Origin of the sequence: Streptomyces sp. NPDC058008 (genome assembly GCF_042886395.1) — a bacterium.
Lineage (GTDB): Bacteria > Actinomycetota > Actinomycetes > Streptomycetales > Streptomycetaceae > Streptomyces.
In genome coordinates this window covers 249,461-273,125 of sequence record NZ_JBHVQX010000001.1, presented here as the reverse complement: position 1 = coordinate 273,125, position 23,665 = coordinate 249,461, and the positions used below count along the sequence as shown (strand labels likewise).

The following is a 23,665-nucleotide window of genomic DNA, read 5'->3' as shown; positions in this document are numbered from 1 at the left end:
GAGGACCTGTAGAACCATGCGACGCCACAGCGCCCAGCTCACCCACGACTCCGCCGTCCTCCCGTGGCTCGGCGCCAACTTCTGGTCCCGCACCGGTGGTCCGCTGATGTGGCGGAACTACGAGCCGGGGACGGTGCGCGAGGAGCTGGCCGTGCTCCGGGAGCACGGTCTGAACATGACGCGGTCCTTCTTCTACTGGCCGGACTTCCACCCGGAGCCCGGCCGCGTCGACGAGGAACTCTGCGACCGCTTCCGGGACTTCCTCGACGCCCACCACGAGCTGGGCATGGGCACGGTCCCCACCTTCATCGTCGGCCACATGTCGGGCGAGAACTGGGACCCGGCCTGGCGCGGTGACCGGGACCTGTACGAGGACGTGTGGCTCGTGGGCCGGCAGGCGTGGTTCGTCTCGCAGATGACCCGGCGCTTCAAGGACCACCCGGCGGTCACCGGCTGGCTGATCACCAACGAGATGCCCGGTTACGGCCGGATCTACCAGGTGGACCCGCCCTCCAGCGACGTCGTCACCGCCTGGGCGCAGTTCATGTGCGACGCGGTGCGCGCCGCGGGCGGCACCCAGCCGGTGTCGCTGGGGGACGGCGCGTGGGGCATCGAGGTGACCGGGCGCGACAACGGCTTCTCGCTGCGGGAGACCGCGGAGTACGTCGACTTCGTCGGGCCGCACGTCTACCGCTCCGACACGGACCGGCCCCGCCAGCACTACCGGGCCGCCTTCGAGTGCGAACTGGCGGCCGTCACCGGGCAGCCGGTGGTGCTGGAGGAGTTCGGGCTCTCCACCGACACCGTCTCGGCCGCGAACGCCGGGATCTTCTACCGGCAGACCCTGCACAACTCGCTGCTCGGCGGGGCGACGGGCTGGATGGCGTGGAACAACACGGACTACGACGGCCTGTGGGAGCAGTCGCCGTACGACCACCACCCCTTCGAGATGCACTTCGGCATCACCGACCACGCCGGCCGCCCCAAGGAGCCGCTGCGTGAACTGGCGGCCTTCGCGAAGGTCCTGGAGCAGGTCGACTTCCCGCGCTGCCGCCGCACCGACGCGGACGCGGCCCTGGTCGTGCCCGCCTTCCTGGAGCGCGGCTACCCCTACAGCCGGCCCGCCGACCGCCCGCTGATCTTCACCTCGCTGCACCAGGGCTATGTGGCGGCGCGCGGTGCCGACCTGCCGGTGGCGTTCGCCCGCGAGGCGGACGGTCTGCCGGACGACGCCTCGCTGTACCTGCTGCCCTCGACACGGCAGCTGACCACCCGCACCCGGCGGGCGCTGGAACGCCGGGCCAGGGAGGGGGCCACGGTCTACCTGTCGTTCTGCTCGGGTGAGTACCCGACGACGCGTGGCCCGTGGTTCCACGACCTCGACGGGCTGTTCGGGGTGGAGCTCCAGCTGTCCTACGGGGTCGCGGAGCCGATCGAGGACGACGTCCTGGAGATGACGTTCGCCGAGGACTTCGGCTCGATAGCCGCGGGCGAGGTGCTCACCTTCCCCGTCGCGGGCAACGAGGACAGCCGCGCCTATCTGCCCGTCGTCCCGGACGGGGCGCGGGTCGTCGCCACCGACGCGCACGGCCGTCCGGCGCTCCTGCGGTACGAGACGGGCGCGGGCCGCACGGTCCTGGCCACGTACCCGCTGGAGCACATGGCGGCGCGCACCGCACGGGCCAACCCCGAGCAGACGCACCGGCTGTACGCGGCCCTGGCCGAACTCGCAGGTGCCGCACGGCCCGTGACGGTCGACACCCCGTACGTCAGTGCCGACACGCTGGTCCGCGAGGACGGGACGCGCTTCCTGTGGCTGGTGAGCCAGTCCGGCGAGGAGCTGACCGTGCGCCCGTCGGCGGACGGCGAGCTGCGCGAGCTGACCGGCGGGGACCCGGTGCGGGACGTGACGCTGGCCCCGTACGGGGTGCGCGTGCTCGAACTGCGCTGACCCTCCCGCCCCGACCGACCCCCATGAGGTGAGCCACCCATGTCCGAACCCCTCTTCCGCGACCCGGAGATGCCCGTCGCCGACCGGGTGGGCGATCTGCTGTCGCGGATGACGCTCACCGAGAAGGTGGGCCAGGTCAACCAGCGGATGTACGGCTGGGACGCGTACGAGCGCACCCCGTCGGGGCACCGGCTGACGGACGCGTTCCGGGCGGAGGTGGCGGCCGGTGACGGGATGGGCGCGCTGTACGGACTCCAGCGCGCCGACCCGTGGTCGGGGGTGACGGCGGAGACGGGGATCGGCGCCGCGGACGGGGCGCGGGTCTCCGACGCCGTGCAGCGGTACGTCGTGGAGAACACCCGGCTCGGTGTCCCCGTCCTGCTGGTCGAGGAGATGCCGCACGGCCTGCAGGCGCTGGACGGGACCCTGCTGCCGGTCAACCTGGCGGTCGGCGCCACGTGGGATCCGGAGCTGTACGAGGAGGCGGCCGCCCTCGGGGCCGCCCAGCTCCGGGCCCGTGGCGGCCATGTCGCGCTGGTCTCGGCGCTCGATCTGGTGCGGGATCCGCGCTGGGGCCGCGCGGAGGAGTGCTTCGGCGAGGACCCGTATCTTTCGGCGCGGTTCACCGAGGCGCTGGTGCGCGGGGTGCAGGGGCCGCCCGGGGACCGTATCGGGCCGGACCGCGCGGCGGTCGTCCTCAAGCACTTCGCGGGGCAGGGGGCGACGGTGGGAGGCCGCAACAGCGCGGCCACCGAGCTGGGTGCGAGGGAACTCCACGAGATCCACCTCGTGGCGGCGCTCGCGGGCGTTCGGGCCGGGGCCGCCGGCCTCATGGCCGCGTACAACGAGTTCGACGGCGTCCCGTGCGCGGCCAACCGGGGGCTGCTGACCGGGATCCTGCGGGAGCGGTGGGGTTTCGAGGGGCTGGTGATGGCCGACGGGCTGGCGGTCGACCGCCTGGTGCGGATGACGGGTGACCCGGTGGCGGCCGGTGCGCTGGCGCTGGGCGCCGGGACCGACCTGAGCCTGTGGGACGACTGCTACCCGCGCCTGGCGGAGGCGGTCCGGCGGGGGCTGGTCGAGGAGACCGTGCTCGACCGGGCGGCGGGGCGGGTCCTCGCGCTGAAGTTCCGCCTCGGCCTCTTCGAGCGCCCGTACACCACCGGGAGGGTCCCGGAGCCGGATACCGCGCGCATGGAGCGGGTGAGCGAGCGCCTCGCCCGCGCGTCCGTCACCCTGCTCGAACACGACGGGGCGACGCTGCCGCTCACGGGCCGCCGGACGGGGACCGTCGCGGTCATCGGGCCGAACGCCGATTCCGTGCCGCGGCAGATCGGCGACTACACCGCGCCGCAGCGGCCGGGCACCGGCGGCAGCGTGCTCGCCGGCATCCGGGCCGCCGCGCCGGAGGGCACCGAGGTGTCCCACGCCCGGGGCTGCGGCCTCGTCGGCGGCGATGTGGCGGACCTGCCCGCGGCGGTGGCTCTCGCGGCGGCCGCCGATGTGGCGGTGCTGGTCCTCGGCGGATCGAGCGCACGCGAGCCGGACACGCGCTTCGACGCCAACGGGGCGGCCGTCGTCGCCTCCGGCAATCCGGCGGAGATGACGTGCGGCGAAGGCGTCGACCTGGCCGAACTCAGCCTGCCCGAGGGGCAGTCGGCCCTGCTGGACGCCGTGACCGCGACCGGCACCCCGGTGGTCGTGGTACTGGTCCAGGGCCGGCCGCACGCCCTGGCGGACCTCACGGGGCGGGCGGCGGCGGTGCTGAGCGCCTGGTACCCGGGCCCCTGGGGAGGGAGGGCCGTGGCGGACGTGCTGTTCGGGGCGGCCGAACCCCAGGGGCGGCTGCCCGTCTCCGTGCCCCGCTCGGCGGCCCAGCTGCCCGTCTTCTACAACGGGAAGGACCACGGCTACCGGGGCTACGTCGACCAGCCCGCCACCGCCCGCCACCCGTTCGGGCACGGACTGGCCTACACGACGGTGGCGTACGAGGCGCCCCGGCTGTCCGTGCCGTCTGTCCCGGCGGACCACTTCGGCCCGGCCGCTGCGGTGCCGCCCGCGAGCTGCACCGTCCGCCTGGTCAACACGGGCGGCCGGACGGCGCGCGAGACCGTCCAGCTCTACGTACGCAGGGTCGCCGGCGGGACCTCGTGGCCACGGGTGCGCGAGCTGCGCGGCTTCGCCCGGGTGGAACTGGCGCCCGGCGAGAGCACCGAGGTGGTCCTCCCGGTGGACGCGCGCACCCTGGCCTCGTTCACCCAGGAAGGGGAATGGGCCGTGGAACCGGGCGAGTTCGCGATCGGGACCGGTCCTTCGTCGCACCGCACCCAGGAGGCCCGGCTCACGGTGACGTCACCGCCCGGCCCGCGGAGCGCCGACCGGCGGTGACACGGACGCCCGGAGGGGCGACGGACCGGCGGACACCGCACGCGCGGGCCCGGGCGGCTCCACCCCCGCCACCGGGGCCGTCACGCCCTCACCACTCCCGGGTCGCCATGAGCTCCTCCGGATCCGCCCCGGTGAAGCCGTACGCCATGGCGACCGCCCGGAAGTCCTCGCCGATCTCCTCGCGGGCGACCGTCTCGATCTCGCTTCCGGCCGCCTCGAACTCGGCTTCCAGGGCGTTGAACTCCTCGGTGGCCGCGTGTGTGAGCACGTACAGCGCGGCGAGGCCGGCCGGCCGCTCCGCCTCGATGCGCTCGCAGAGCCGCACCAGGACGGCCCTGCCCCGGTCGACGACGCGGTCCGGGAAGTACGCGTCCTCGTAGAGCCCCCGCAGGAACCCGTACTCCGCCATACGTCTGTTGCTGATGCCCATGCCCGTCCCCCGCCCGGCTCGTCGGCCCCGTCCCACCGATGGTGCACCACACCACCGACAGTGCGGGGTCCTCCGCGACGGGCGGCCGGGCCGGGGGGTCACTGCACGCGCGCGGACGACCGGCCGCGGTCCTCCTCGTCGCTGTCGTCGTCGTCACCCGGCATGTGGACGTCGAAGACGTTGATGTTGATCTCGACGACCTCCAGGCCCGTCATCGTCTCCACGGCGTCCGCCGCGCGGGACCTGACCTGGTCGGCGAGCTCGTGGATCGGGATGCCGTACTCGACCTCGATGTCGACGTCGATGGCGGCCTGCTTCTCCCCCACCTCCACCTTCACGCCGCGTCCGCCGCCGGAGGACCCTCCCATGCGTCCCGCCACGGCGCCTATCGCCTTCGACGCGCCCCGGCCCACCGAGTACACGCCCTCGGTCTCACGGATGGCGATTCCGGCGATGGTGGCCACGACGCCGTCGGCGATGGTCGTCGTACCGCGCGTCTTGTCACCCGAACTCCCGCCCAGGTTTTCCACATCAGCCATGACTGCCTCACAGAGGATTCGATGCGGCGAGGCTGCTGGCGTCCTCGCCGGCTCCTCATTTCACTGTGCGCCTGCCTGCCGCCCCCCGCCATCGAGACCCACACAGTGTCCGCGGCCGCCACGTTCCGTGACCGCGCGCGGCCGCCCCCGGCCCTCCCACGGGCCCGGGCGTGCTCAGCATCACCCTGGACAGCCACCGTGACCCCCGGGTAACTTTTGACCAGGACTGAGCAAGCGCTTAGCCACTGCGACCGAAGCCGAAGCTGACACCAGGAGGCACCCGTGCGCCGTACGGTTTACAACGAGGACCACGAGGCGTTCCGGGAGACCATCCGCGCCTTCATCGAGGCCGAGGTCGTTCCCGTCTACGACGAGTGGTTCGCGGCCGGCCAGGCGCCCCGCGACTTCTACTACAAGCTCGCGGAGCTGGGCATCTTCGGCATCGAGGTGCCCGAGGAGTACGGCGGCGCGGGCGAGGAGTCCTTCAAGTTCGAGGCGGTCCTCTACGAGGAGACCGCCCGCGCGGGCATCTCCTTCGGCGGCTCCGGTGTGCACGTCCTGCTCTGCCTGCCCTACCTCAAGGCGTACGCCACCGAGGAGCAGAAGAAGCGCTGGCTGCCGGACTTCGTCTCCGGGAGGTCCATGTACGCGATAGCCATGACCGAGCCGGGCACCGGTTCCGACCTGGCGGGCATGAAGACGACCGCCAAGCTCTCCGAGGACGGCACCCACTACGTCCTCAACGGCGCCAAGACCTTCATCACCGGTGGGGTGCACGCCGACAAGGTGATCGTCTGCGCCCGCACCGAGGCCCCCAAGGCCGACGACCGCCGCCACGGCATCTCCCTCCTGGTGGTCGACACCAAGTCCGAGGGCTACTCGGTCGGCCGCAAGCTGGACAAGCTGGGCCTGAAGGTCTCCGACACCGCCGAACTGGCCTTCGTGGACGTCAAGGTGCCCGTCGAGGACCTGCTGGGCGAGGAGAACAAGGGCTTCTCCTACCTCGGCCAGAACCTCCCGCAGGAGCGGCTGGGCATCGCCGTCGGCGCGTACGCGCAGGCCGCCGCCGCAGTGCGGTTCGCCCAGCAGTACACGCAGGACCGCACCGTCTTCGGCAAGACCGTCGCCTCGTTCCAGAACACGAAGTTCGAGCTGGCCGCCTGCAAGGCCGAGGTCGACGCGGCCGAGGCCGTCTGCGACCGGGCGATCGAGGCCCTGGACGCCGGTGAGCTCACGCCCGCCGAGGCCGCCTCGGCGAAGCTGTTCTGCACCGAGGTCGCGCACCGCGTGATCGACCGCTGCCTCCAGCTGCACGGCGGCTACGGCTTCATGAACGAGTACCCGATCGCCCGCCTGTACACGGACAACCGGGTCAACCGCATCTACGGCGGCACCAGCGAGGTCATGAAGTCGATCATCGCCAAGTCCATGGGTCTCTGAGAGCGGCTGCGTCCCTCCTCCCATGAGCGAGGCACTCGACTCCCTGCTCGATCTGCTCGACCTCGAGCGGATCGAGCAGGACATCTTCCGGGGCACGAGCCGTTCGGCGGTCGTGCCCCGCGTCTTCGGCGGCCAGGTCGCGGCGCAGGCCCTGGTCGCCGCCGGGCGCACGGTCCCCGGGGACCGGGGCGCCCACTCCCTGCACGCGTACTTCCTGCGCCCCGGCGACCCGGGGGCGCCGATCGTCTACAGCGTGGACCGGATCCGCGACGGGCGGTCCTTCACGACCCGCCGGGTCGTCGCCGTGCAGCACGGCAAGCCGGTCTTCCACCTCTCGGCGTCCTTCCAGGTCCACGAGGAGGGCCTGGACCACCAGGCGGTCATGCCCGCCGCCCCGGACCCGGAGACCCTGCCCACGGCGGCGGAGATGCTGCCCCGGTACGCGGACCGCTTCACCGACCCGCGCATGGTGGACCGGCTGCTGGAGGCCCGGGCCGCGGTGGACCTGCGGTACGCCGGCGCCCCGCCGTTCGCCACCGCCGGTGAACCGCGCGAGCCGCGCTCCCAGGTCTGGTTCCGGACGCACGGCAAGCTGGCCGACGATCCGCTGCTGCACGTCTGCCTGGCGACCTACGTCTCCGACATGACCCTGCTCGACTCCGTGCTGCTCGCCCACGGGCGCGGCGGCTGGTCGGTGGGCGACGTGGTGGGCGCCAGCCTGGACCACGCGATGTGGTTCCACCGGCCCTTCCGGGCCGACGAGTGGCTGCTGTACGACCAGGAGTCGCCGTCCGCCTCCGGCGGGCGCGGGCTCGGCCAGGCCAGGATCTGGACGGCGGACGGGAAGCTGGCCATCACGGTCATCCAGGAGGGCCTGGTCCGCGTCCCGAGGGGCTGAGACGGCCGGCTCGCACGGCACCCGGCCCCGGGTGCCCGGTGCGGCTCCGCTCCACACCCCCGTGAACGGTGGAGCGGAGCCGCACCGTGAGCCGTGCCCGCCCTCCGCCGAGGGCAGCCACGACCACCGCGGCCGTACCGTCCCCGGTCCGGCCCCGGTGTGCTCGACCGACCTTAGGCCGGGCGGGAGGGGTGCGCTGTGTCCGTCGTGCACGAAGCTTTGTCAGCGGTGCGGGGCCGGGGCGATCACTTCACCGGGCGCCGTCGGCGCGCGCCCGGCCCGAGGGCGGCGCTCCGGGACGAGGCATGCCTCCACGGCGTTGCGCGGGGTAGCGGAACCCTGCCATCCTGCTGCTCGCGGCATGCGCGTCTAGGGGTGGATCATGAGGGAACGGGCCCAGGCTTTTCCTGACGGACCGTGCGGAACCGCCGGACCCAGCGGAACTGACGGGTCGTTCGGAACCGACGGACCGTGCGGAGCGGCCAGGCCGTGCGGAACCGGCGGGTCGTACGGAACCGACGGTCCTCGCGGCCCGCGCGGGCGAAGGCCGTTCCGGTGAGCCAGGTCCTGGACACCACCGACATACCGGCGCGGGACCGTGAAGAGGTGATCCGGCTCGCGGTGTGGGAATCCCTCGTGCGGATCGACATCGACCACCACCTGCCGCCCGAGGACCTCGCGGTCCACATCGGGCTGGACACCGTGGGGCCGCTGGGGATCTGCTCGGCGCGGGCGACCTCGGTGACCGTCCGGCGGACGCCGCGCCTGGCACGGGAGGACGAGGAACCGGCCGTCTTCCTGGGGTTGCAGGTGACGGGCACCAGTCTGGTGGCGCAGAACGGCCGTCAGGCCCTCTTGCGGCCGGGGGACTTCGCCCTCTACGACACGGTCACCCCCTACACGCTCCTCTTCGCCGAGGGCGTGGACCATCACTTCATCCGGTTTCCCCGCGCGGCGCTCGCGCTGCCCGAGCGGGCGCTCCGGGAGGCCACCGCGGTCGCCTTCGGCTCCGGCGACCCGCTGGCGGCCCTCGCCTCCACGTACTTCTCCCAGCTGGCCGCCAGCGAGGGGCTGCGCAGCGCTCCGCACGCGGACGCGGTCGCGGAACCCAGCATCGAACTCGTCCGGGCGGTCGTGGCGTCCCGGCTCGGGCGCCAGGACCTGGCCAGGGCGCCGCTGGAAGCGACGCTGAGCCTGCGGATCACCCGGTACATGCGCGCGCACCTGGCCGACAGCGACCTGTCCGCCGCACGGATCGCCGCCGCGCACGACATCTCGGTCCGTCACCTCTACACGGTGCTGGCCCGGTCGGGCATCGCCCTGCGGGACTGGATCCGCTCGCACCGCCTCGCGGAGTGCAAGCGGGAGCTGGCGGGCCCCGAAGGCCGGGCCCGCACCATCGCGGCGGTCGGACGGAGCTGGGGCTTCGTGGACGCGACCCATTTCAGCAAGGTGTTCAAACAGGCCTACGGCGTCTCGCCCCGGGCCTGGCGCGAAGCGAACCGGCCCCGCCCCTCGGCGTGAGGCGGCGGCGACGGTGAGGTCCCGGCGGCGCGGGGGCCGGCTCCCGGGTCCCGCTCGTCGCCCACCCCGGCGGGCGCGGACCCGGCTCCACGGTGTCCGGCCCGCCGGAACCGGTCGGGCACCCGGGGGAGCCGGCCCCGCGTCAGGCCCGGTCGTCGGAGGGGAGCAGCCCGGCCGCGTCCAGCAGGTAGTCGGTCATGGGGTCGTAGTAGCGCGGGTCGGTGACGTGGTCGTCGAGCGGCACGGTGACCTGGAGGGTGCCCTCGGCCTCGCCGAGGAACAGGGCGGGGTCGTTGCAGTCGGCGTAGCCGATGGAGTCGATCCCGCGCTGGCCCGCGCATCCGGCCCAGCCGTGGTCGGCGACGACGAGGTCGGGCCGCGGCCTGCCCTCGCGCTCCAGGCCGTCGAGGATGGCCGCCATCGGGACCGGCGAGTGGGTGTGCCACAGGGTCGCGCCGCGTTCCAGGACGGCGACGTCGGCGAACTGGAAGACCATGCCCTCGTCGGCCATCAGACCGCCGGGGATCCGTACGATCTCGCATCCGGCGTCCCGCAGGGCGTTCGCGGTCTGCCGGTGCACGTCGAGCAGCCCGCCGGGGTGCCCCGTCGCGAGCAGGACGCGCTCCTTGCCGTCCGCGGCCTTGCGCAGCCGGGCCGCCATCCGGTCGAGGGCGTCGACCGTCAGCTCCGGGTCGATGGTGTCCTGCCCCTGCCGGTGCTCGGGGTCGTCGTCGACCCCGCATCTCTCGGCCATCACGGCCAGGACGTCCTGCTCGTCGGTCCAGCGGTCGCCGAGCTCCAGCCCGAGCCAGAAGTGGCGGTTGCCGTTGGCGAGCTGGCGGTAGTGGGAGAGGTTGTTGTCGCGGGGGGTGGCGACGTCGCCCGCGATACGGGTGCGGACGAGGTGCTCGACAAGGGCGGCGCGGCTGGGTATCGGCATGCACCCATTGTGCCGTCGGGTACGCCGGGTGTGCCCGGTGTCCCGGACGGCGGAACCCGGCGCGGTGCGGCGGGGCGCCCGGAGCGGGAGCCGCCGGCGCCCGGTCTCCCCCGGCCCGTGCGGGCGCCGCCGCTACGAGGCCGCCGCCGCGAAGGCACCCCGGGCCAGCCGGTGCAGCAGGGCGGCGGTGGCCGCGCGGTCCGGGAGGGCCTCGGGGCGGGTCAGGTGGGGGGTGGAGTTCAGCAGGCCGAACACGGCGTGGACGGTGACCCGGGCCTCGTTCTCCGCGAGGGCGGGGTAGAGGGCGCGGACGACCTCGACCCACACCTCGACGTACTGCCGCTGAAGCTGTCGAACACGCTTGCGATCGGTGTCGCGCAGGCGGTCCAGCTCGCGGTCGTGGAGGGTGATCAGCGGGCGGTCGTCGAGGGCGAAGTCGATGTGGCCCTCGATGAGGGCGTCCAGGAGCGCCTCCGGGGAGCCGCCCCGGGCGGCAGGGCCGTCCTCGGTGACGCGCAGCCTGCCGCCGGCCAGCAGGCGCTCGCTGATGCCCACCAGCAGTTCGGCGAGCATCGCGTCCTTGCCGGGGAAGTGGCGGTAGAGGCCGGGGCCGCTGATACCGACCGCGGCCCCTATCTCGTCGACCCCGACACCGTGGAAGCCGCGCTCGGCGAAGAGGCGGGCGGCCTCCCTCAGGATCTGCTCGCGGCGGGTGGGAGCCGCGACACGGGCGGCGGCATGGGTGCTCATGAGGATTCATTCTAGACAGGCGGGTTAGCGCTCGTTAACCTGAACGCAACGCGTTAACGCTCATTAACCACAGCGGTACGGGCAAGGGGGCTCGACAGGATGCAGCAGGCACCGGTCCTGGCGAGCGCGGCCGATCCCGCCTCGGCGGCCTGGCAGGCCAACGAGGCGGCGCATCACGCGCTCGCCGAGGAGCTGCGCACGCGGCTCGCCACGGCACGGCTCGGCGGGGGTGAGAAGGCCCGCGCCCGGCATGTGGCGCGCGGAAAGCTGCTGCCCCGCGAGCGGGTGGACACGCTGCTCGATCCCGGCTCGCCCTTCCTGGAGCTGGCGCCGCTGGCGGCCGAGGGGCTCTACGGGGGCGCGGCGCCGGCGGCCGGGGTGATCGCCGGGATCGGGCGGGTCAGCGGCCGGGAGTGCGTGATCGTCGCCAACGACGCGACCGTCAAGGGCGGCACGTACTACCCGATGACGGTGAAGAAGCACCTGCGCGCCCAGGAGGTGGCCCTGGAGAACCGGCTGCCGTGCCTCTACCTGGTGGACTCGGGGGGCGCCTTCCTCCCGATGCAGGACGAGGTCTTCCCCGACCGGGACCACTTCGGGCGGATCTTCTACAACCAGGCCCGGATGTCGGGCGCGGGCATCCCGCAGATCGCGGCGGTGCTCGGCTCCTGCACGGCGGGCGGGGCGTACGTCCCGGCGATGAGCGACGAGGCCGTCATCGTCCGGAACCAGGGCACGATCTTCCTGGGCGGCCCGCCGCTCGTGAAGGCGGCCACCGGTGAGGTCGTGACGGCCGAGGAGCTGGGCGGCGGGGAGGTGCACTCCCGTGTCTCCGGGGTCACCGACCATCTGGCCGAGGACGACGCGCACGCCCTGCGCATCGTGCGGAACATCGTCGCGACCCTCCCGGACCGCGCCCCGCTCCCCTGGTCCGTGGAGCCCGCCGAGGAACCGAAGGCGGACCCGGCGGGCCTCTACGGGGCGGTGCCCGTGGACCCGCGTACGCCCTACGACGTGCGGGAGGTCATCGCCCGGGTGGTGGACGGCTCGCGCTTCGCCGAGTTCAAGGCGGAGTACGGCCAGACGCTGGTCACCGGCTTCGCGCGGATCCACGGCCACCCGGTCGGCATCGTCGCCAACAACGGCATCCTGTTCGCGGAGTCCGCCCAGAAGGGCGCCCACTTCATCGAGCTGTGCGACCAGCGCGGGATCCCGCTGCTGTTCCTCCAGAACATCTCCGGCTTCATGGTCGGCCGGGACTACGAGGCCGGTGGCATCGCCAAGCACGGCGCCAAGATGGTGACGGCGGTGGCCTGCACGCGGGTGCCGAAGCTGACGGTCGTCGTCGGCGGCTCGTACGGCGCCGGGAACTACTCCATGTGCGGCCGGGCGTACGGGCCGCGGTTCCTGTGGATGTGGCCCAACGCCAAGATCTCGGTCATGGGCGGCGAGCAGGCCGCCTCCGTGCTGGCCACGGTCAAGCGGGACCAGATCGAGGGCCGCGGCGAGGAGTGGCCGGCCGAGGAGGAGGAGGCCTTCAAGGATCCGGTGCGCGCCCAGTACGAACAGCAGGGCAACGCCTACTACGCCACCGCCCGGCTCTGGGACGACGGTGTGATCGACCCGGCGGAGACCCGCCAGGTGCTGGGGCTCGCCCTGACCGCGTGTGCCAACGCCCCGCTGGGCGAGCCCAGTTTCGGCGTCTTCCGGATGTGATGTGAGGACTTCCATGTTCAGCACTGTTCTGGTCGCCAACCGTGGCGAGATCGCGGTCCGGGTCATCCGGACCCTGCGCGAGCTCGGTGTGCGGTCGGTCGCCGTCTTCAGCGACGCCGACGCGGACGCCCGGCACGTCCGGGAGGCGGACACGGCGGTGCGGATCGGGCCCGCCGCCGCCGCCGAGAGCTATCTGTCGGTGGAGCGGCTGCTGGACGCCGCCCGCCGCACGGGCGCCGAGGCCGTCCACCCGGGCTACGGCTTCCTCGCCGAGAACGCGGGCTTCGCCCGGGCCTGCGCGGAGGCGGGACTGGTCTTCATCGGCCCGCCCGCTCCGGCGATCTCGCTGATGGGCGACAAGATCCGCGCCAAGGAGACCGTCGCGGCGGCGGGCGTCCCGGTGGTGCCCGGCTCCTCGGGGAGCGGGCTCACCGACGCCCGACTGGAGGCGGCCGCACGGGAGATCGGCATGCCCGTCCTGCTGAAGCCGTCGGCGGGCGGCGGCGGCAAGGGCATGCGGCTGGTCCACGAGGAGGCGCTGCTGGCCGACGAGATCGCGGCGGCACGGCGCGGGGCGCGCGCCTCCTTCGGCGACGACACGCTCCTGGTGGAGCGGTGGATCGACCGGCCGCGCCACATCGAGATCCAGGTCCTGGCCGACACGCACGGCAACGTGGTGCATCTCGGCGAGCGCGAGTGCTCGCTCCAGCGCCGCCACCAGAAGATCATCGAGGAGGCGCCCTCGGTCCTGCTCGACGAGCGGACCCGCGCGGCCATGGGCGAGGCGGCCGCGCAGGCGGCCCGGTCCTGCGGGTACGTCGGCGCGGGGACGGTCGAGTTCATCGTCCCGGGCGGCGACCCGTCCTCGTACTACTTCATGGAGATGAACACCCGCCTCCAGGTCGAGCACCCGGTCACCGAGCTGATCACCGGCCTGGACCTGGTCGAGTGGCAGCTGCGGGTCGCCTCCGGCGAACCGCTGCCGTACGGGCAGGCCGGCGTCACCCTCACCGGGCACGCCGTCGAGGCCCGGGTCTGCGCGGAGGACCCGGCCCGTGGCTTCCTGCCGTCCGGCGGCACGGTGCTGGCCCTGCACGAGCCGCAGGGCGGCGGGCTGCGGACGGACTCGGGGCTCAGCGAGGGCGTGGCGGTCGGGAGCACCTACGACCCGATGCTGTCGAAGGTCATCGCGTACGGACCCGACCGGCCGACGGCGCTGCGCCGGCTCCGGGCCGCGCTGGCGGACACGGTGGTGCTGGGCGTACCGACGAACGTCGGCTTCCTGCGGCGGCTGCTGGCCCATCCGGCGGTGGCCGCGGGTGAGCTGGACACCGGCCTCGTGGAGCGGGAGGCGGACGGTCTGGTGCCCGACGGGGTGCCGGAGGAGGTGTACGCGGTGGCGGCGCTGCTGCGGCAGGAGCCCGCCGAGCCCGCCGCCGGCTGGGTCGACCCGTTCTCGGTGCCCAGCGGCTGGCGGCTGGGCGGCACTCCGGCGGAGACCTTCCACCACTTCCGCGTGCCGGGCCACGAGCCGGTGCGGGTGGGCCTGCGCGCGGGCGCGGACGGCTCGGCGGCCCTGACGTTCGGTCACGCCGGTGACCGGGAGGGGACGGCGGACCCGTGCGGCCCGGTACCGCCGCTGCCCGGCGCGGAGCGGTCCCGGCTCGTCGAGGTGGCGGGGCGGCGTGTCGTCGTCGAGGTCGACGGTCTGACCCACACGTTCAGCCGGGCCCCGGCACCGGACGGGGTCTGGCTCGGGCGGGACGGCGACACCTGGCACGTCCAGGACCACGACCCGGTCGAGGCGTCGCTCGTCGGCGCGGGCCGTGCGGGCGCGGACACGCTGGCCGCACCGATGCCCGGCACGGTGACGGTGGTGAAGGTGGCGGTCGGGGACGACGTCGTGGCGGGCCAGAGCCTGCTGGTCGTGGAGGCGATGAAGATGGAGCACGTCATCTCCGCCCCGCACGCCGGGACGGTGACCGAGCTGGACGTCACCCCCGGTGCCACGGTCGCCATGGACCAGATCCTGGCCGTGGTGGCCCCGAGGGAGGAATCATGACCGCCGCCGCACTGCCCATGACGGTGCCCGCGCAGGGGCTCCCGGAGCGGGTCCGCGTCCACGAGGTCGGTGCCCGTGACGGGCTGCAGAACGAGAAGTCCGTCGTGCCGACCGGGGTGAAGGCGGAGTTCGTCCGCCGGCTCGCGGAGGCGGGGCTCTCCACGATCGAGGCGACCAGCTTCGTGCACCCGAAGTGGGTGCCCCAACTGGCCGACGCCGAGGAGCTGTTCCCGATGCTCGGCGAGATCGCCGACGTCGGGGACGTGGCGCTCCCCGTCCTCGTGCCGAACGAGCGGGGCCTGGACCGGGCGCTCGCCCTCGGTGCCCGCCGGATCGCCGTGTTCGGCTCGGCGACCGAGACGTTCGCCGCCCGCAACCTCAACCGCACGGTGGACGGGTCGCTCGCGATGTTCGAGCCGGTCGTGGCCAGGGCCAAGGGCGCCGGGGTCCATGTGCGCGGCTATCTGTCGATGTGCTTCGGCGACCCGTGGGAGGGCGCCGTGCCCGTCGCGCAGGTCGTCCGGGTCGCGAAGGCGCTGAGGGACCTCGGCTGCGACGAGCTCTCGCTCGGTGACACGATCGGCGTCGCCACGCCGGGTCATGTGCGGGAGCTGCTGTCCCGGCTGAACGAGGCGGGTGTGCCCACCGGCACGATCGGGGTGCACTTCCACGACACGTACGGGCAGGCGCTCTCCAACACCCTGGCCGCGCTCCAGCACGGGGTGACGACGGTGGACGCCTCGGCGGGCGGCCTCGGCGGCTGTCCCTACGCGAAGAGCGCCACCGGAAACCTCGCCACCGAGGACCTCGTGTGGATGCTCGACGGCCTCGGTGTGCACACCGGGGTCGATCTCGGCGCGCTCACCGCCACAAGCGTGTGGATGGCCGAACAGCTGGGCCGCCCGAGCCCGTCCCGTACCGTCCGCGCGCTGTCCCACAAGGAGTGAAGCACCCATGTCCCTTGACCATCGGCTGACCGCCGAACACGAGGAACTGCGCCGCACCGTCGAGGAGTTCGCACACGATGTGATCGCCCCGAAGATCGGTGACTTCTACGAGCGCCACGAGTTCCCCTACGAGATCGTGCGGGAGATGGGGCGGATGGGCCTGTTCGGCCTGCCGTTCCCCGAGGAGTACGGCGGCATGGGCGGCGACTACCTCGCCCTCGGGATCGCCCTGGAGGAGCTGGCCCGGGTCGACTCGTCCGTGGCGATCACGCTGGAGGCCGGGGTCTCGCTCGGCGCCATGCCGGTCCACCGCTTCGGGACCGAGGAGCAGAAGCGCCGGTGGCTGCCGAAGCTCTGCGCGGGCGAGGCGCTCGGCGCGTTCGGGCTGACGGAGCCGGACGGCGGCTCGGACGCGGGCGGCACGCGGACGACGGCCGTGCTGGACGAGGCGGCGGGCGAGTGGGTGATCAACGGCTCCAAGTGCTTCATCACCAACTCCGGTACGGACATCACGGAGCTGGTCACGGTGACGGCGGTCACCGGCCGCAAGGAGAACGGCGCCCCGCTCATCTCCGCGATCATCGTCCCGTCCGGCACCCCCGGCTTCACGGTGGCCGCCCCGTACTCCAAGGTCGGGTGGAACGCGTCGGACACCCGTGAGCTGTCCTTCTCCGACGTCCGCGTCCCGGCGGCCAACCTGCTGGGGGAGGAGGGCCGCGGGTACGCGCAGTTCCTGCGGATCCTGGACGAGGGCCGGATCGCCATCTCGGCGCTCTCCACCGGCCTGGCGCAGGGCTGTGTCGACGAGTCCCTGAAGTACGCGAGGGAGCGGCACGCCTTCGGGAAGCCGATCGGTGCCAACCAGGCCATCCAGTTCAAGATCGCGGACATGGAGACGCGCGCGCACATGGCCCGGATCGGCTGGCGCGACGCGGCCTCACGGCTCGTGGCGGGTGAGCCGTTCAAGAAGGAGGCGGCCATCGCGAAGCTGTACTCCTCGACGGTGGCGGTGGACAACGCCCGCGACGCGACGCAGATCCACGGCGGCTACGGCTTCATGAACGAGTACCCGGTGGCCCGCATGTGGCGCGACTCCAAGATCCTGGAGATCGGCGAGGGGACGAGCGAGGTGCAGCGGATGCTGATCGCCCGGGAGCTGGGCATGACCGCCTGACGGACCGGCACGGGGGTCGGGTGCGCCGGTCCGCGCGCACACCGGCCCGCCCCGGGGCGGCCTGTGGAAAGCCGTCTTCCCGGCGACGGGAAGGCGGCTTTCGCCGTGCGCCGGCGACGGAGGGGCCGCTCCCCTCCGGCTCTCTCCGCTCTCTTCGCCTTCTCCGCTCGCGACATGTGAGGTTAGGCTACCCTTCCTTCGAATCGTCAGCGGGCGCCTCGGGGCGCGTACGAAAGCAGACAGACATGCCCAACCTCCGGACCAGTTCACTCTCCCGCCGCGGCCTGCTGGCCGCGGGTGGCGCCCTCGGTCTGGGTGCGGCCCTCGCGGCGTGCGGCGGCGACGAGAAGGGTTCCGCCTCCGCTCCGGGCGCGGGGAAGTCCGGCCCCTGGTCCTTCGAGGACGACCGCGGCCGGACGGCCGAGGCCCCCTCCACACCGAAGAGCATCGTCGCGTTCGTCGGCGTCGCCGCCGCCCTCCACGACTACGGCGTCGAGGTGAAGGGCGTCTTCGGCCCCACGAGGACGTCCGACGGCAAGGCCGACGTACAGGCCGGCGACCTCGACGTCGGCACGGTCGAGGTGCTCGGCAACGTCTGGGGCGAGTTCAACGTCGAGAAGTACGCCGCTCTCGCGCCCGACCTCCTCGTCACCGCCATGTGGGAGAAGGACGCGCTCTGGTACGTGCCGGACCAGTCCAAGGACAAGATCCTCGCGCTGGCCCCGAGCGTCGCCCTGTGGGCGGCGCAGACCACGGTCCCGAAGGCGATCCAGCGCCACGAGGACCTCGCCGCGTCCCTCGGCGCCGACGTCGGGGCGAAGAAGGTCACCGACGCCAAGGCCGCCTTCGAGAAGGCCGCGGCGCGGCTGCGCGCCGCCGCCAGGTCCAAGCCGGACATCCGGGTCCTGATCGGCTCGGCCAGCCAGGACCTGTTCTACGTCTCGCTCGCCAAGATGTCCGCCGACACCCTGTACTTCCAGGAGCTCGGCGTGCGGTTCGTCGAGCCGAAGGTCAACTCCGCCGGCTTCTTCGAGGAGCTGAGCTGGGAGAACGTCGACACGTACGACGCCGACATCATCATGATGGACAACCGCTCCTCGGCCCTCCAGCCCGACGCCCTGACCTCGAAGCCCACCTGGGCCGGACTGCCCGCCGTGCAGGCCGGCCAGGTCATCCCGCGCACGACGGAGCCCGTCTACTCCTACGACAAGTGCGCGCCCGTCCTCGACGCCCTCGCCGAGGCGATCGAGAAGGCCAGGAAGACCGGCTGACCCCCGGGCCCGGTGCCGGACGCCCCACGGGCCGGTGCCGGACGCCCCCCAGGACCGGCCGGCGATCCGCACCGAGGCGGACGCGCGACCGACCTGGCCCGTACGGGCCGAGGGGGCACCCTCCGCCGTGGACGCCGTACGCGCCGCCGAGCTGCCCGAGGGCGCCCCGTACGTCCGGATCGCCGGCGAGTCGTCCGAAGTCAGGGCGCCGCGCCGCCACTTCGTCCGGAAAAGGCTGATCGACCGCGGGCGGGTCACCTTCGCCGGCTACCGGCGGCGCGGGCCGAGCGAGGAACAGCCGAGGGAGGAGGCGGCGAGGACGGCCGCGTAGCGCGACGGTGCGCCGCGCGGGGTTCCTGTGACGGTTCCCCACGGGGGCGAACGGCCCACCTTTTGTTAGGTTAGGCTTACCTAACTTAAACGTCCGGCCCTCGCCCCCTTCTCCCTGCACGGAGGGCCGCGACGACATCCCCACCCGGGAGGCCCCCCTCATGCGTTCCCACCTGCTCAACCACACGACGGCGGAGGACTACCGCCGCGCGGTCACCGCGGGAGTCGAACAGGTCGCGGCCAGACTCGCCTCCACCCGGAAGCCGTTCAGCGGAACGGACGCCGACGGGCTCTCCCCCGTCATCGACGCCGTCGACCTCGACCGGCCGCTCGGCGACACGGCCGCCGCGCTGGACGAGCTCGACGAGGTCTACCTCCGCGACGCCGTGTACTTCCACCACCCCCGCTACCTCGCCCACCTCAACTGCCCCGTGGTCATCCCCGCGGTGGTCGGGGAGGCCGTGCTCTCCGCCGTCAACTCCTCCCTGGACACCTGGGACCAGAGCGCGGGCGGCACGCTGATCGAGCGCCGGCTGATCGACTGGACGGCGGCCCGCGCGGGACTCGGCCCCGCCGCCGACGGCGTCTTCACCAGCGGCGGCACCCAGTCCAACCTCCAGGCACTGCTGCTGGCCCGCGAGGAGGCCAAGGTCCGCCCGGAACGGTTCACCCGGCTGCGGATCCTCACCTCCGAGTGCAGCCACTTCAGCGTCCGGAAGTCCGCCGGGCTGCTCGGCCTGGGCCCTGACTCCGTCGTGTCCGTCCCCGTCGACCGCGAGAAGCGCATGCGGCCGGCCGCGCTCGCGGCGGCCCTCGGACGCTGCGAGGCCGAGGGCACCGTACCGATGGCGGTCGTCGCCACGGCGGGCACCACGGACTTCGGCTCCATCGACCCGCTGCCCGAGATCGCCGCCCTCTGCGAGCGGTACGCCACCTGGATGCACGTCGACGCCGCCTACGGCTGCGGACTGCTCGCCTCCCCCACCCGCCGCGGCCTCGTCGACGGCATCGAACGGGCCGACTCGGTCACCGTGGACTACCACAAGTCCTTCTTCCAGCCCGTGAGTTCATCGGCCCTGCTGGTCCGGGACCGGTCCACGCTGCGGCACGCGACGTACCACGCGGAGTACCTCAATCCGGAGCGCGCCGTCGAGGAGCGCATCCCCAACCAGGTGGACAAGTCCCTCCAGACCACCCGCAGGTTCGACGCGCTCAAGCTCTGGATGACACTGCGCACCATGGGCGCGGACGGCGTGGGCGAGCTGTTCGACGAGGTGTGCGACCTGGCCGCCGAGGGCTGGCGGCTGCTGGCCGCCGACCCTCGCTTCGACGTCGTCGTGGAGCCGGTGCTGTCCACCCTGGTGTTCCGCTACGTGCCCGGGGACGCCAGGACCCCCGCCGACCTCGACCGGGCCAACCTGTACGCCCGCAAGGCCCTCTTCGCCTCCGGGGAGGCCGTGGTCGCCGGCACGGAGGTCGGCGGCAGCCAGTACCTGAAGTTCACCCTGCTGAACCCCGGGACGACCGCGGCCGACATCACCGCCGTCCTCGATCTGATCGCCGGCCACGCCGAGCAGTACCTGGGAGGGTCCCTTGACCGCGCTTCCTGAGTCCCCCGCCCCGTACGACTTCGTCGGGATCGGGCTCGGCCCGTTCAACCTCGGACTGGCCTGTCTGACCGAGCCGGTCGAGGAGCTGAACGGGGTGTTCCTGGAGTCCAAGCCGGACTTCGAGTGGCACTCGGGGATGTTCCTCGAAGGGGCCCATCTCCAGACGCCGTTCATGTCCGACCTGGTGACGATGGCCGACCCCACCTCCCCGTACTCCTTCCTGAACTACCTGAAGGCGAGGGGCAGGCTCTACCCGTTCTACATCCGGGAGAACTTCTACCCGCTGCGCACCGAGTACGACGACTACTGCCGGTGGGCCGCGGCGCAATTGGGCTGTATCCGTTTCAACCAAACCGTACAGTCGGTTACGTACGACGAGGGTGACGGCCTGTACACCGTCCGCACCGCCGGCAGCACGTTCCGTGCCCGTCACCTCGTGCTGGGCACCGGCACCCCGCCGCACATCCCGGAGGCCTGCCGGGGCCTGGGCGGCGACTTCCTGCACAACTCCCGTTACCTGCGCGGGAGGGCGGCGCTACAGGCCAAGAAGTCCATCACCCTGGTGGGCAGCGGGCAGAGCGCGGCGGAGATCTACCACGACCTGCTCTCCGGGATCGACGCGCACGGCTACCGGCTGAACTGGGTGACGCGGTCCCCGCGCTTCTTCCCGCTGGAGTACACCAAGCTCACGCTCGAAATGACCTCGCCGGACTACGTGGACTACTTCCACGCCCTGCCCGAGGACACCCGCTACCGGCTGGAGTCCGCGCAGAAGGGCCTCTTCAAGGGCATCGACGGCGCGCTGGTCGACTCGATCTTCGACCTGCTCTACCGGAAGAGCCTGCCGGGCCCCGTCCCCACCCGGCTGCTCACCAACTCCGCGCTGACGAGCGCGCGTTACGAGGAGTCGACCGGCACGTACACGCTCGGTCTGCGCCAGGAGGAGCAGGGCCGGGACTACGAGCTGGACAGCGAGGGCCTGATCCTCGCGACCGGCTACCGCTATGCCGCGCCGGCCTTCCTGGAGCCGGTGACCGACCGGATCAGGTTCGACTCCCGGGGCCGTTTCGACGTGGCCCGCAACTACAGCATCGACACCACGGGGCGCGGGATATTCCTCCAGAACGCCGGGGTGCACACCCACTCCGTCACCTCGCCCGACCTGGGCATGGGCGCCTACCGCAACGCGTACATCATCGCCGAGCTGCTCGGCCGCGCGTACTACCCCGTCGAGAAGTCCGTCACCTTCCAGGAGTTCGCGGCATGACCCGCACGAAACCGCCCGGGGGCTTCTCCCTGCGCCCCATGGACCCCACCCCAGGCCGGAAGGGCCGCAGGTCGGACGCCGAACTGGTCCACGCGTGGGTCACCCACCCCAGGTCCGCCTACTGGATGATGGGCGACGCCCGGCTGGAGGACGTCGAGCGGGAGTACATGGCGATAGCCGCCCACCCGCACCACGACGCCTTCATCGGTCTGCACGAGGAGCGCCCCGCCTTCCTGATGGAGCGCTACGACCCCACCGAGGTCGAGCTCAAGGGGCTGTACGAGGCGGAGCCCGGCGACATCGGGATGCACTTCCTGGTCGCCCCGCCCGAGATCCCCGTGCACGGCTTCACCCGCGCGGTGCTCGACGCCGTCATGACGGAGCTGTTCGCCGATCCGCGGGTGCGCAGGGTCGTCGTCGAACCCGACGTCGCCCACTTCGCCGTGCACACGCTGAACGAGTCCGTCGGTTTCGAGGTGATCGGGGAGATCACCAAGCCGGAGAAACAAGCCCTGCTCAGCGCCTGCACCCGCGAGCAGTTCGAGGCCGCGACCACGGGAGCCGACCGATGACCACGCACCACGCCACCGCAGCCGCCGTGGACCACCTGACCCCCGGGCACTGGGCCGCCGCGGAGCGGCTGCTGATCCGCAAGGCGCTCGCCGAGTTCTCCCACGAACGGCTGCTGACCCCCACCCCGCTCGGCGACGGCCGCTACCGCGTCCTGGGCGACGACGGGGCGGTCGAGTACCGCTTCGCCGCCCGCCGCTTCGCGCTGGACCACTGGCAGGTGGACGCCGCTTCCCTCACCCGCCACCGGCACGGCACCGAACTCCCTCTGGACGGGCTGGAGTTCTTCATCGAGCTCCGTTCGACCCTGGGCCTGTCGGCGGAGGTGCTTCCCCTGTACCTGGAGGAGATCTCCTCCACCCTGGCCGGAACCGCGTACAAACTGACCAAGGAACCGACCACCTCGGCCCAGCTCGCCGTGGCCGGTTTCCAGGCGATCGAGACCGGAGTGACCGAGGGTCACCCCTGCTTTGTCGCCAACAACGGGCGGCTCGGCTTCGGAGCGGGCGAATACCGTGCCTACGCGCCCGAGGCCGCGACCGGAATCCGGCTGGTCTGGCTGGCGGCCCGGCGCGATCGCGCCACCTTCACGGCGGGTGCCGGGCTGGACTACCCCACCCTCGTCACCGGGGAACTCGGCGAGGACACCCTCGCCGGGTTCGCCGCGACGATGAAGGACCTGGGGCTCGACCTGGACGACTACCTGCTGATCCCGGTCCACCCCTGGCAGTGGTGGAACAAGCTCGCCGTCACCTTCGCCGGCGAGGTGGCGCGGCGGCACCTGGTCTGCCTGGGCGAGGGCGACGACACCTATCTCGCGCAGCAGTCGATCCGGACCTTCTTCAACACCGGCCACCCGGAGAAGCACTACGTCAAGACGGCGCTGTCCGTGCTGAACATGGGCTTCACGCGGGGGCTCTCGGCCGCGTACATGGAGGCGACCCCCGCGATCAACGACTGGCTGGCCGCCCTGATCGAGCGCGACGGACTGCTGGCGGGCACCGGGTTCTCGGTCATCCGGGAACGGGCCGCGGTCGGATACCACCACCGGGCCTACGAGGCGGCGACCGCCAAGGGCTCCCCCTACCGGAAGATGCTGGCCGCGCTCTGGCGGGAGAGCCCGGTCCCCGCCCTGGCCGACGGCGAGCGGCTCGCCACCATGGCCTCGCTGCTCCACACCGACGGCGCGGGCCGCACGGTGGCGGGCGCGCTGATCGCCGAGTCGGGGCTGGACCCGGCCGACTGGCTGCGGCGCTACCTGGACGCGTACCTGGTGCCGGTGCTGCACAGCTTCTACGCGTACGACCTGGTGTTCATGCCGCACGGGGAGAACGTGATCCTGGTCGTCGGGGACGGCGTCGTGCGCCGGACGGTCTTCAAGGACATCGCCGAGGAGATCGCGGTCATGGACCCGGACGCGGTGCTGCCGCCCCAGGTCGAGCGGATCCGCGCCGACGTCCCCGAGGACATGAAGCTGCTGTCGGTGCTCACCGACGTCTTCGACTGCTTCCTCCGCTTCCTGGGGGCCGGTCTGGCCACGGAGGGGGCCGTGGACGAGGAGACCTTCTGGCGGACGGTCGCCGCGTGCGTGAGGGGCTACCAGGACTCGGTGCCGTACCTCGCGGAGAAGTTCGAGCGGTACGACATGTTCACGGAGGAGTTCGCGCTGTCCTGCCTGAACCGGCTGCAACTGCGGAACAACCGGCAGATGGTCGACCTGGAGGACCCGGCGGGCGCGCTCCAGCTGACCGGCACGCTGCGGAACCCCATCGCCGGGTACTGAGGCCGGCGTCCGGCCCCGCCCTTCCGGGCGGGGCCGGATGAGAACCTAAGGCACATTTCTGGCATACAGACCCCT

19 protein-coding genes are annotated in these 23,665 nt (G+C 72.5%); 15 read left to right on the top strand and 4 right to left on the bottom strand.

Annotated elements, in window-relative coordinates; all coding sequences use genetic code 11:
* Positions 1-16 precede the first annotated feature (16 nt).
* Positions 17-1,951, top strand: coding sequence for a cellulase family glycosylhydrolase (locus ACFVS9_RS01165; protein ID WP_383114521.1), 1,935 nt, complete (start codon positions 17-19; stop codon positions 1,949-1,951).
* A 39-nt stretch (positions 1,952-1,990) separates the two neighbouring features.
* Entirely contained in the window at positions 1,991-4,339 is a 2,349-nt protein-coding gene (locus ACFVS9_RS01160) for a glycoside hydrolase family 3 N-terminal domain-containing protein (RefSeq protein ID WP_389929298.1), read from the top strand.
* An 88-nt stretch (positions 4,340-4,427) separates the two neighbouring features.
* On the opposite strand, the gene ACFVS9_RS01155 is transcribed toward ACFVS9_RS01160, so the two are convergent.
* A complete protein-coding gene (locus ACFVS9_RS01155; RefSeq protein WP_389929296.1) occupies positions 4,428-4,769 on the bottom strand; it encodes a DUF5713 family protein in 342 nt (113 codons plus the stop codon).
* A gap of 98 nt (positions 4,770-4,867) precedes the next feature.
* Complete coding sequence (locus ACFVS9_RS01150) at positions 4,868-5,308, bottom strand: Asp23/Gls24 family envelope stress response protein (RefSeq protein ID WP_383114524.1); 441 nt, start codon at positions 5,306-5,308, stop codon at positions 4,868-4,870.
* Positions 5,309-5,590: 282 nt separating this feature from the next.
* On the opposite strand from ACFVS9_RS01150, the gene ACFVS9_RS01145 reads away from it, so the two are divergent.
* From ACFVS9_RS01145 to ACFVS9_RS01135, 3 genes are all read left to right on the top strand, one after another.
* Positions 5,591-6,748 (top strand): acyl-CoA dehydrogenase family protein, encoded by a 1,158-nt coding sequence (locus ACFVS9_RS01145; RefSeq protein WP_383114525.1) that lies wholly within the window; start codon positions 5,591-5,593, stop codon positions 6,746-6,748.
* A 22-nt stretch (positions 6,749-6,770) separates the two neighbouring features.
* A complete protein-coding gene (locus ACFVS9_RS01140) occupies positions 6,771-7,646 on the top strand; it encodes an acyl-CoA thioesterase (RefSeq protein ID WP_383114526.1) in 876 nt (291 codons plus the stop codon).
* A 555-nt stretch (positions 7,647-8,201) separates the two neighbouring features.
* The gene (locus tag ACFVS9_RS01135) at positions 8,202-9,170 is read left to right on the top strand and encodes a helix-turn-helix domain-containing protein (RefSeq protein WP_383114527.1); all 969 of its coding nucleotides are present in this window, start codon (positions 8,202-8,204) and stop codon (positions 9,168-9,170) included.
* Positions 9,171-9,312: 142 nt separating this feature from the next.
* On the opposite strand, the gene ACFVS9_RS01130 is transcribed toward ACFVS9_RS01135, so the two are convergent.
* Both ACFVS9_RS01130 and ACFVS9_RS01125 read right to left on the bottom strand, forming a co-directional pair.
* On the bottom strand, positions 9,313-10,110 hold the full coding sequence (locus ACFVS9_RS01130) for a phosphatase (protein WP_383114528.1): 798 nt from the start codon (positions 10,108-10,110) through the stop codon (positions 9,313-9,315).
* Between the two features lie 132 nt (positions 10,111-10,242).
* The gene (locus tag ACFVS9_RS01125; protein WP_383114529.1) at positions 10,243-10,860 is read right to left on the bottom strand and encodes a TetR/AcrR family transcriptional regulator; all 618 of its coding nucleotides are present in this window, start codon (positions 10,858-10,860) and stop codon (positions 10,243-10,245) included.
* A gap of 99 nt (positions 10,861-10,959) precedes the next feature.
* Here ACFVS9_RS01125 and ACFVS9_RS01120 point away from each other — a divergent pair, with 99 nt between their 5' ends.
* The 10 genes from ACFVS9_RS01120 to ACFVS9_RS01075 all read left to right on the top strand — a co-directional run bounded on the left by ACFVS9_RS01120 (position 10,960) and on the right by ACFVS9_RS01075 (position 23,590).
* Complete coding sequence (locus ACFVS9_RS01120; protein ID WP_383114530.1) at positions 10,960-12,576, top strand: carboxyl transferase domain-containing protein; 1,617 nt, start codon at positions 10,960-10,962, stop codon at positions 12,574-12,576.
* 13 nt (positions 12,577-12,589) lie between these two features.
* Positions 12,590-14,638, top strand: a complete 2,049-nt coding sequence (locus ACFVS9_RS01115) for a biotin carboxylase N-terminal domain-containing protein (RefSeq protein ID WP_383114531.1) — start codon at positions 12,590-12,592, stop codon at positions 14,636-14,638.
* Positions 14,635-15,585 (top strand): hydroxymethylglutaryl-CoA lyase, encoded by a 951-nt coding sequence (locus ACFVS9_RS01110; protein WP_389929291.1) that lies wholly within the window; start codon positions 14,635-14,637, stop codon positions 15,583-15,585. Before ACFVS9_RS01115 ends, ACFVS9_RS01110 begins: the two co-directional genes overlap by 4 nt.
* Before the next feature lie 7 nt (positions 15,586-15,592).
* Positions 15,593-16,759 carry an acyl-CoA dehydrogenase family protein gene (locus ACFVS9_RS01105; RefSeq protein WP_389929289.1) on the top strand — a complete coding sequence of 389 codons (1,167 nt, stop codon included), beginning with the start codon at positions 15,593-15,595 and terminating at the stop codon, positions 16,757-16,759.
* Positions 16,760-17,004: 245 nt separating this feature from the next.
* On the top strand, positions 17,005-18,030 hold the full coding sequence (locus tag ACFVS9_RS01100) for an ABC transporter substrate-binding protein (protein ID WP_389929287.1): 1,026 nt from the start codon (positions 17,005-17,007) through the stop codon (positions 18,028-18,030).
* A gap of 34 nt (positions 18,031-18,064) precedes the next feature.
* The gene (locus ACFVS9_RS01095) at positions 18,065-18,361 is read left to right on the top strand and encodes an SIP domain-containing protein (protein WP_389929285.1); all 297 of its coding nucleotides are present in this window, start codon (positions 18,065-18,067) and stop codon (positions 18,359-18,361) included.
* Positions 18,362-18,521: 160 nt separating this feature from the next.
* Positions 18,522-19,970, top strand: a complete 1,449-nt coding sequence (locus ACFVS9_RS01090) for a pyridoxal phosphate-dependent decarboxylase family protein (protein WP_389929284.1) — start codon at positions 18,522-18,524, stop codon at positions 19,968-19,970.
* Positions 19,954-21,237 (top strand): lysine N(6)-hydroxylase/L-ornithine N(5)-oxygenase family protein, encoded by a 1,284-nt coding sequence (locus ACFVS9_RS01085; RefSeq protein ID WP_383114537.1) that lies wholly within the window; start codon positions 19,954-19,956, stop codon positions 21,235-21,237. Before ACFVS9_RS01090 ends, ACFVS9_RS01085 begins: the two co-directional genes overlap by 17 nt.
* On the top strand, positions 21,234-21,809 hold the full coding sequence (locus ACFVS9_RS01080; protein ID WP_389929282.1) for a GNAT family N-acetyltransferase: 576 nt from the start codon (positions 21,234-21,236) through the stop codon (positions 21,807-21,809). Before ACFVS9_RS01085 ends, ACFVS9_RS01080 begins: the two co-directional genes overlap by 4 nt.
* Positions 21,806-23,590, top strand: a complete 1,785-nt coding sequence (locus ACFVS9_RS01075) for an IucA/IucC family protein (protein ID WP_389929280.1) — start codon at positions 21,806-21,808, stop codon at positions 23,588-23,590. The genes ACFVS9_RS01080 and ACFVS9_RS01075 overlap by 4 nt, the downstream gene beginning before the upstream one ends.
* Positions 23,591-23,665 lie beyond the last annotated feature (75 nt).

What these genes read in the sequence shown, in the direction of transcription:
- ACFVS9_RS01165 (WP_383114521.1), top strand. Translation starts at nt 17, where the DNA reads ATGCGACGCCACAGCGCCCAGCTCACCCACGACTCCGCCGTCCTCCCG.
- ACFVS9_RS01160 (WP_389929298.1), top strand. Translation starts at nt 1,991, where the DNA reads ATGTCCGAACCCCTCTTCCGCGACCCGGAGATGCCCGTCGCCGACCGG.
- ACFVS9_RS01155 (WP_389929296.1), bottom strand. Translation starts at nt 4,769, where the DNA reads ATGGGCATCAGCAACAGACGTATGGCGGAGTACGGGTTCCTGCGGGGG.
- ACFVS9_RS01150 (WP_383114524.1), bottom strand. Translation starts at nt 5,308, where the DNA reads ATGGCTGATGTGGAAAACCTGGGCGGGAGTTCGGGTGACAAGACGCGC.
- ACFVS9_RS01140 (WP_383114526.1), top strand. Translation starts at nt 6,771, where the DNA reads ATGAGCGAGGCACTCGACTCCCTGCTCGATCTGCTCGACCTCGAGCGG.
- ACFVS9_RS01130 (WP_383114528.1), bottom strand. Translation starts at nt 10,110, where the DNA reads ATGCCGATACCCAGCCGCGCCGCCCTTGTCGAGCACCTCGTCCGCACC.
- ACFVS9_RS01125 (WP_383114529.1), bottom strand. Translation starts at nt 10,860, where the DNA reads ATGAGCACCCATGCCGCCGCCCGTGTCGCGGCTCCCACCCGCCGCGAG.
- ACFVS9_RS01120 (WP_383114530.1), top strand. Translation starts at nt 10,960, where the DNA reads ATGCAGCAGGCACCGGTCCTGGCGAGCGCGGCCGATCCCGCCTCGGCG.
- ACFVS9_RS01115 (WP_383114531.1), top strand. Translation starts at nt 12,590, where the DNA reads ATGTTCAGCACTGTTCTGGTCGCCAACCGTGGCGAGATCGCGGTCCGG.
- ACFVS9_RS01110 (WP_389929291.1), top strand. Translation starts at nt 14,635, where the DNA reads ATGACCGCCGCCGCACTGCCCATGACGGTGCCCGCGCAGGGGCTCCCG.
- ACFVS9_RS01105 (WP_389929289.1), top strand. Translation starts at nt 15,593, where the DNA reads ATGTCCCTTGACCATCGGCTGACCGCCGAACACGAGGAACTGCGCCGC.
- ACFVS9_RS01100 (WP_389929287.1), top strand. Translation starts at nt 17,005, where the DNA reads ATGCCCAACCTCCGGACCAGTTCACTCTCCCGCCGCGGCCTGCTGGCC.
- ACFVS9_RS01090 (WP_389929284.1), top strand. Translation starts at nt 18,522, where the DNA reads ATGCGTTCCCACCTGCTCAACCACACGACGGCGGAGGACTACCGCCGC.
- ACFVS9_RS01080 (WP_389929282.1), top strand. Translation starts at nt 21,234, where the DNA reads ATGACCCGCACGAAACCGCCCGGGGGCTTCTCCCTGCGCCCCATGGAC.
- ACFVS9_RS01075 (WP_389929280.1), top strand. Translation starts at nt 21,806, where the DNA reads ATGACCACGCACCACGCCACCGCAGCCGCCGTGGACCACCTGACCCCC.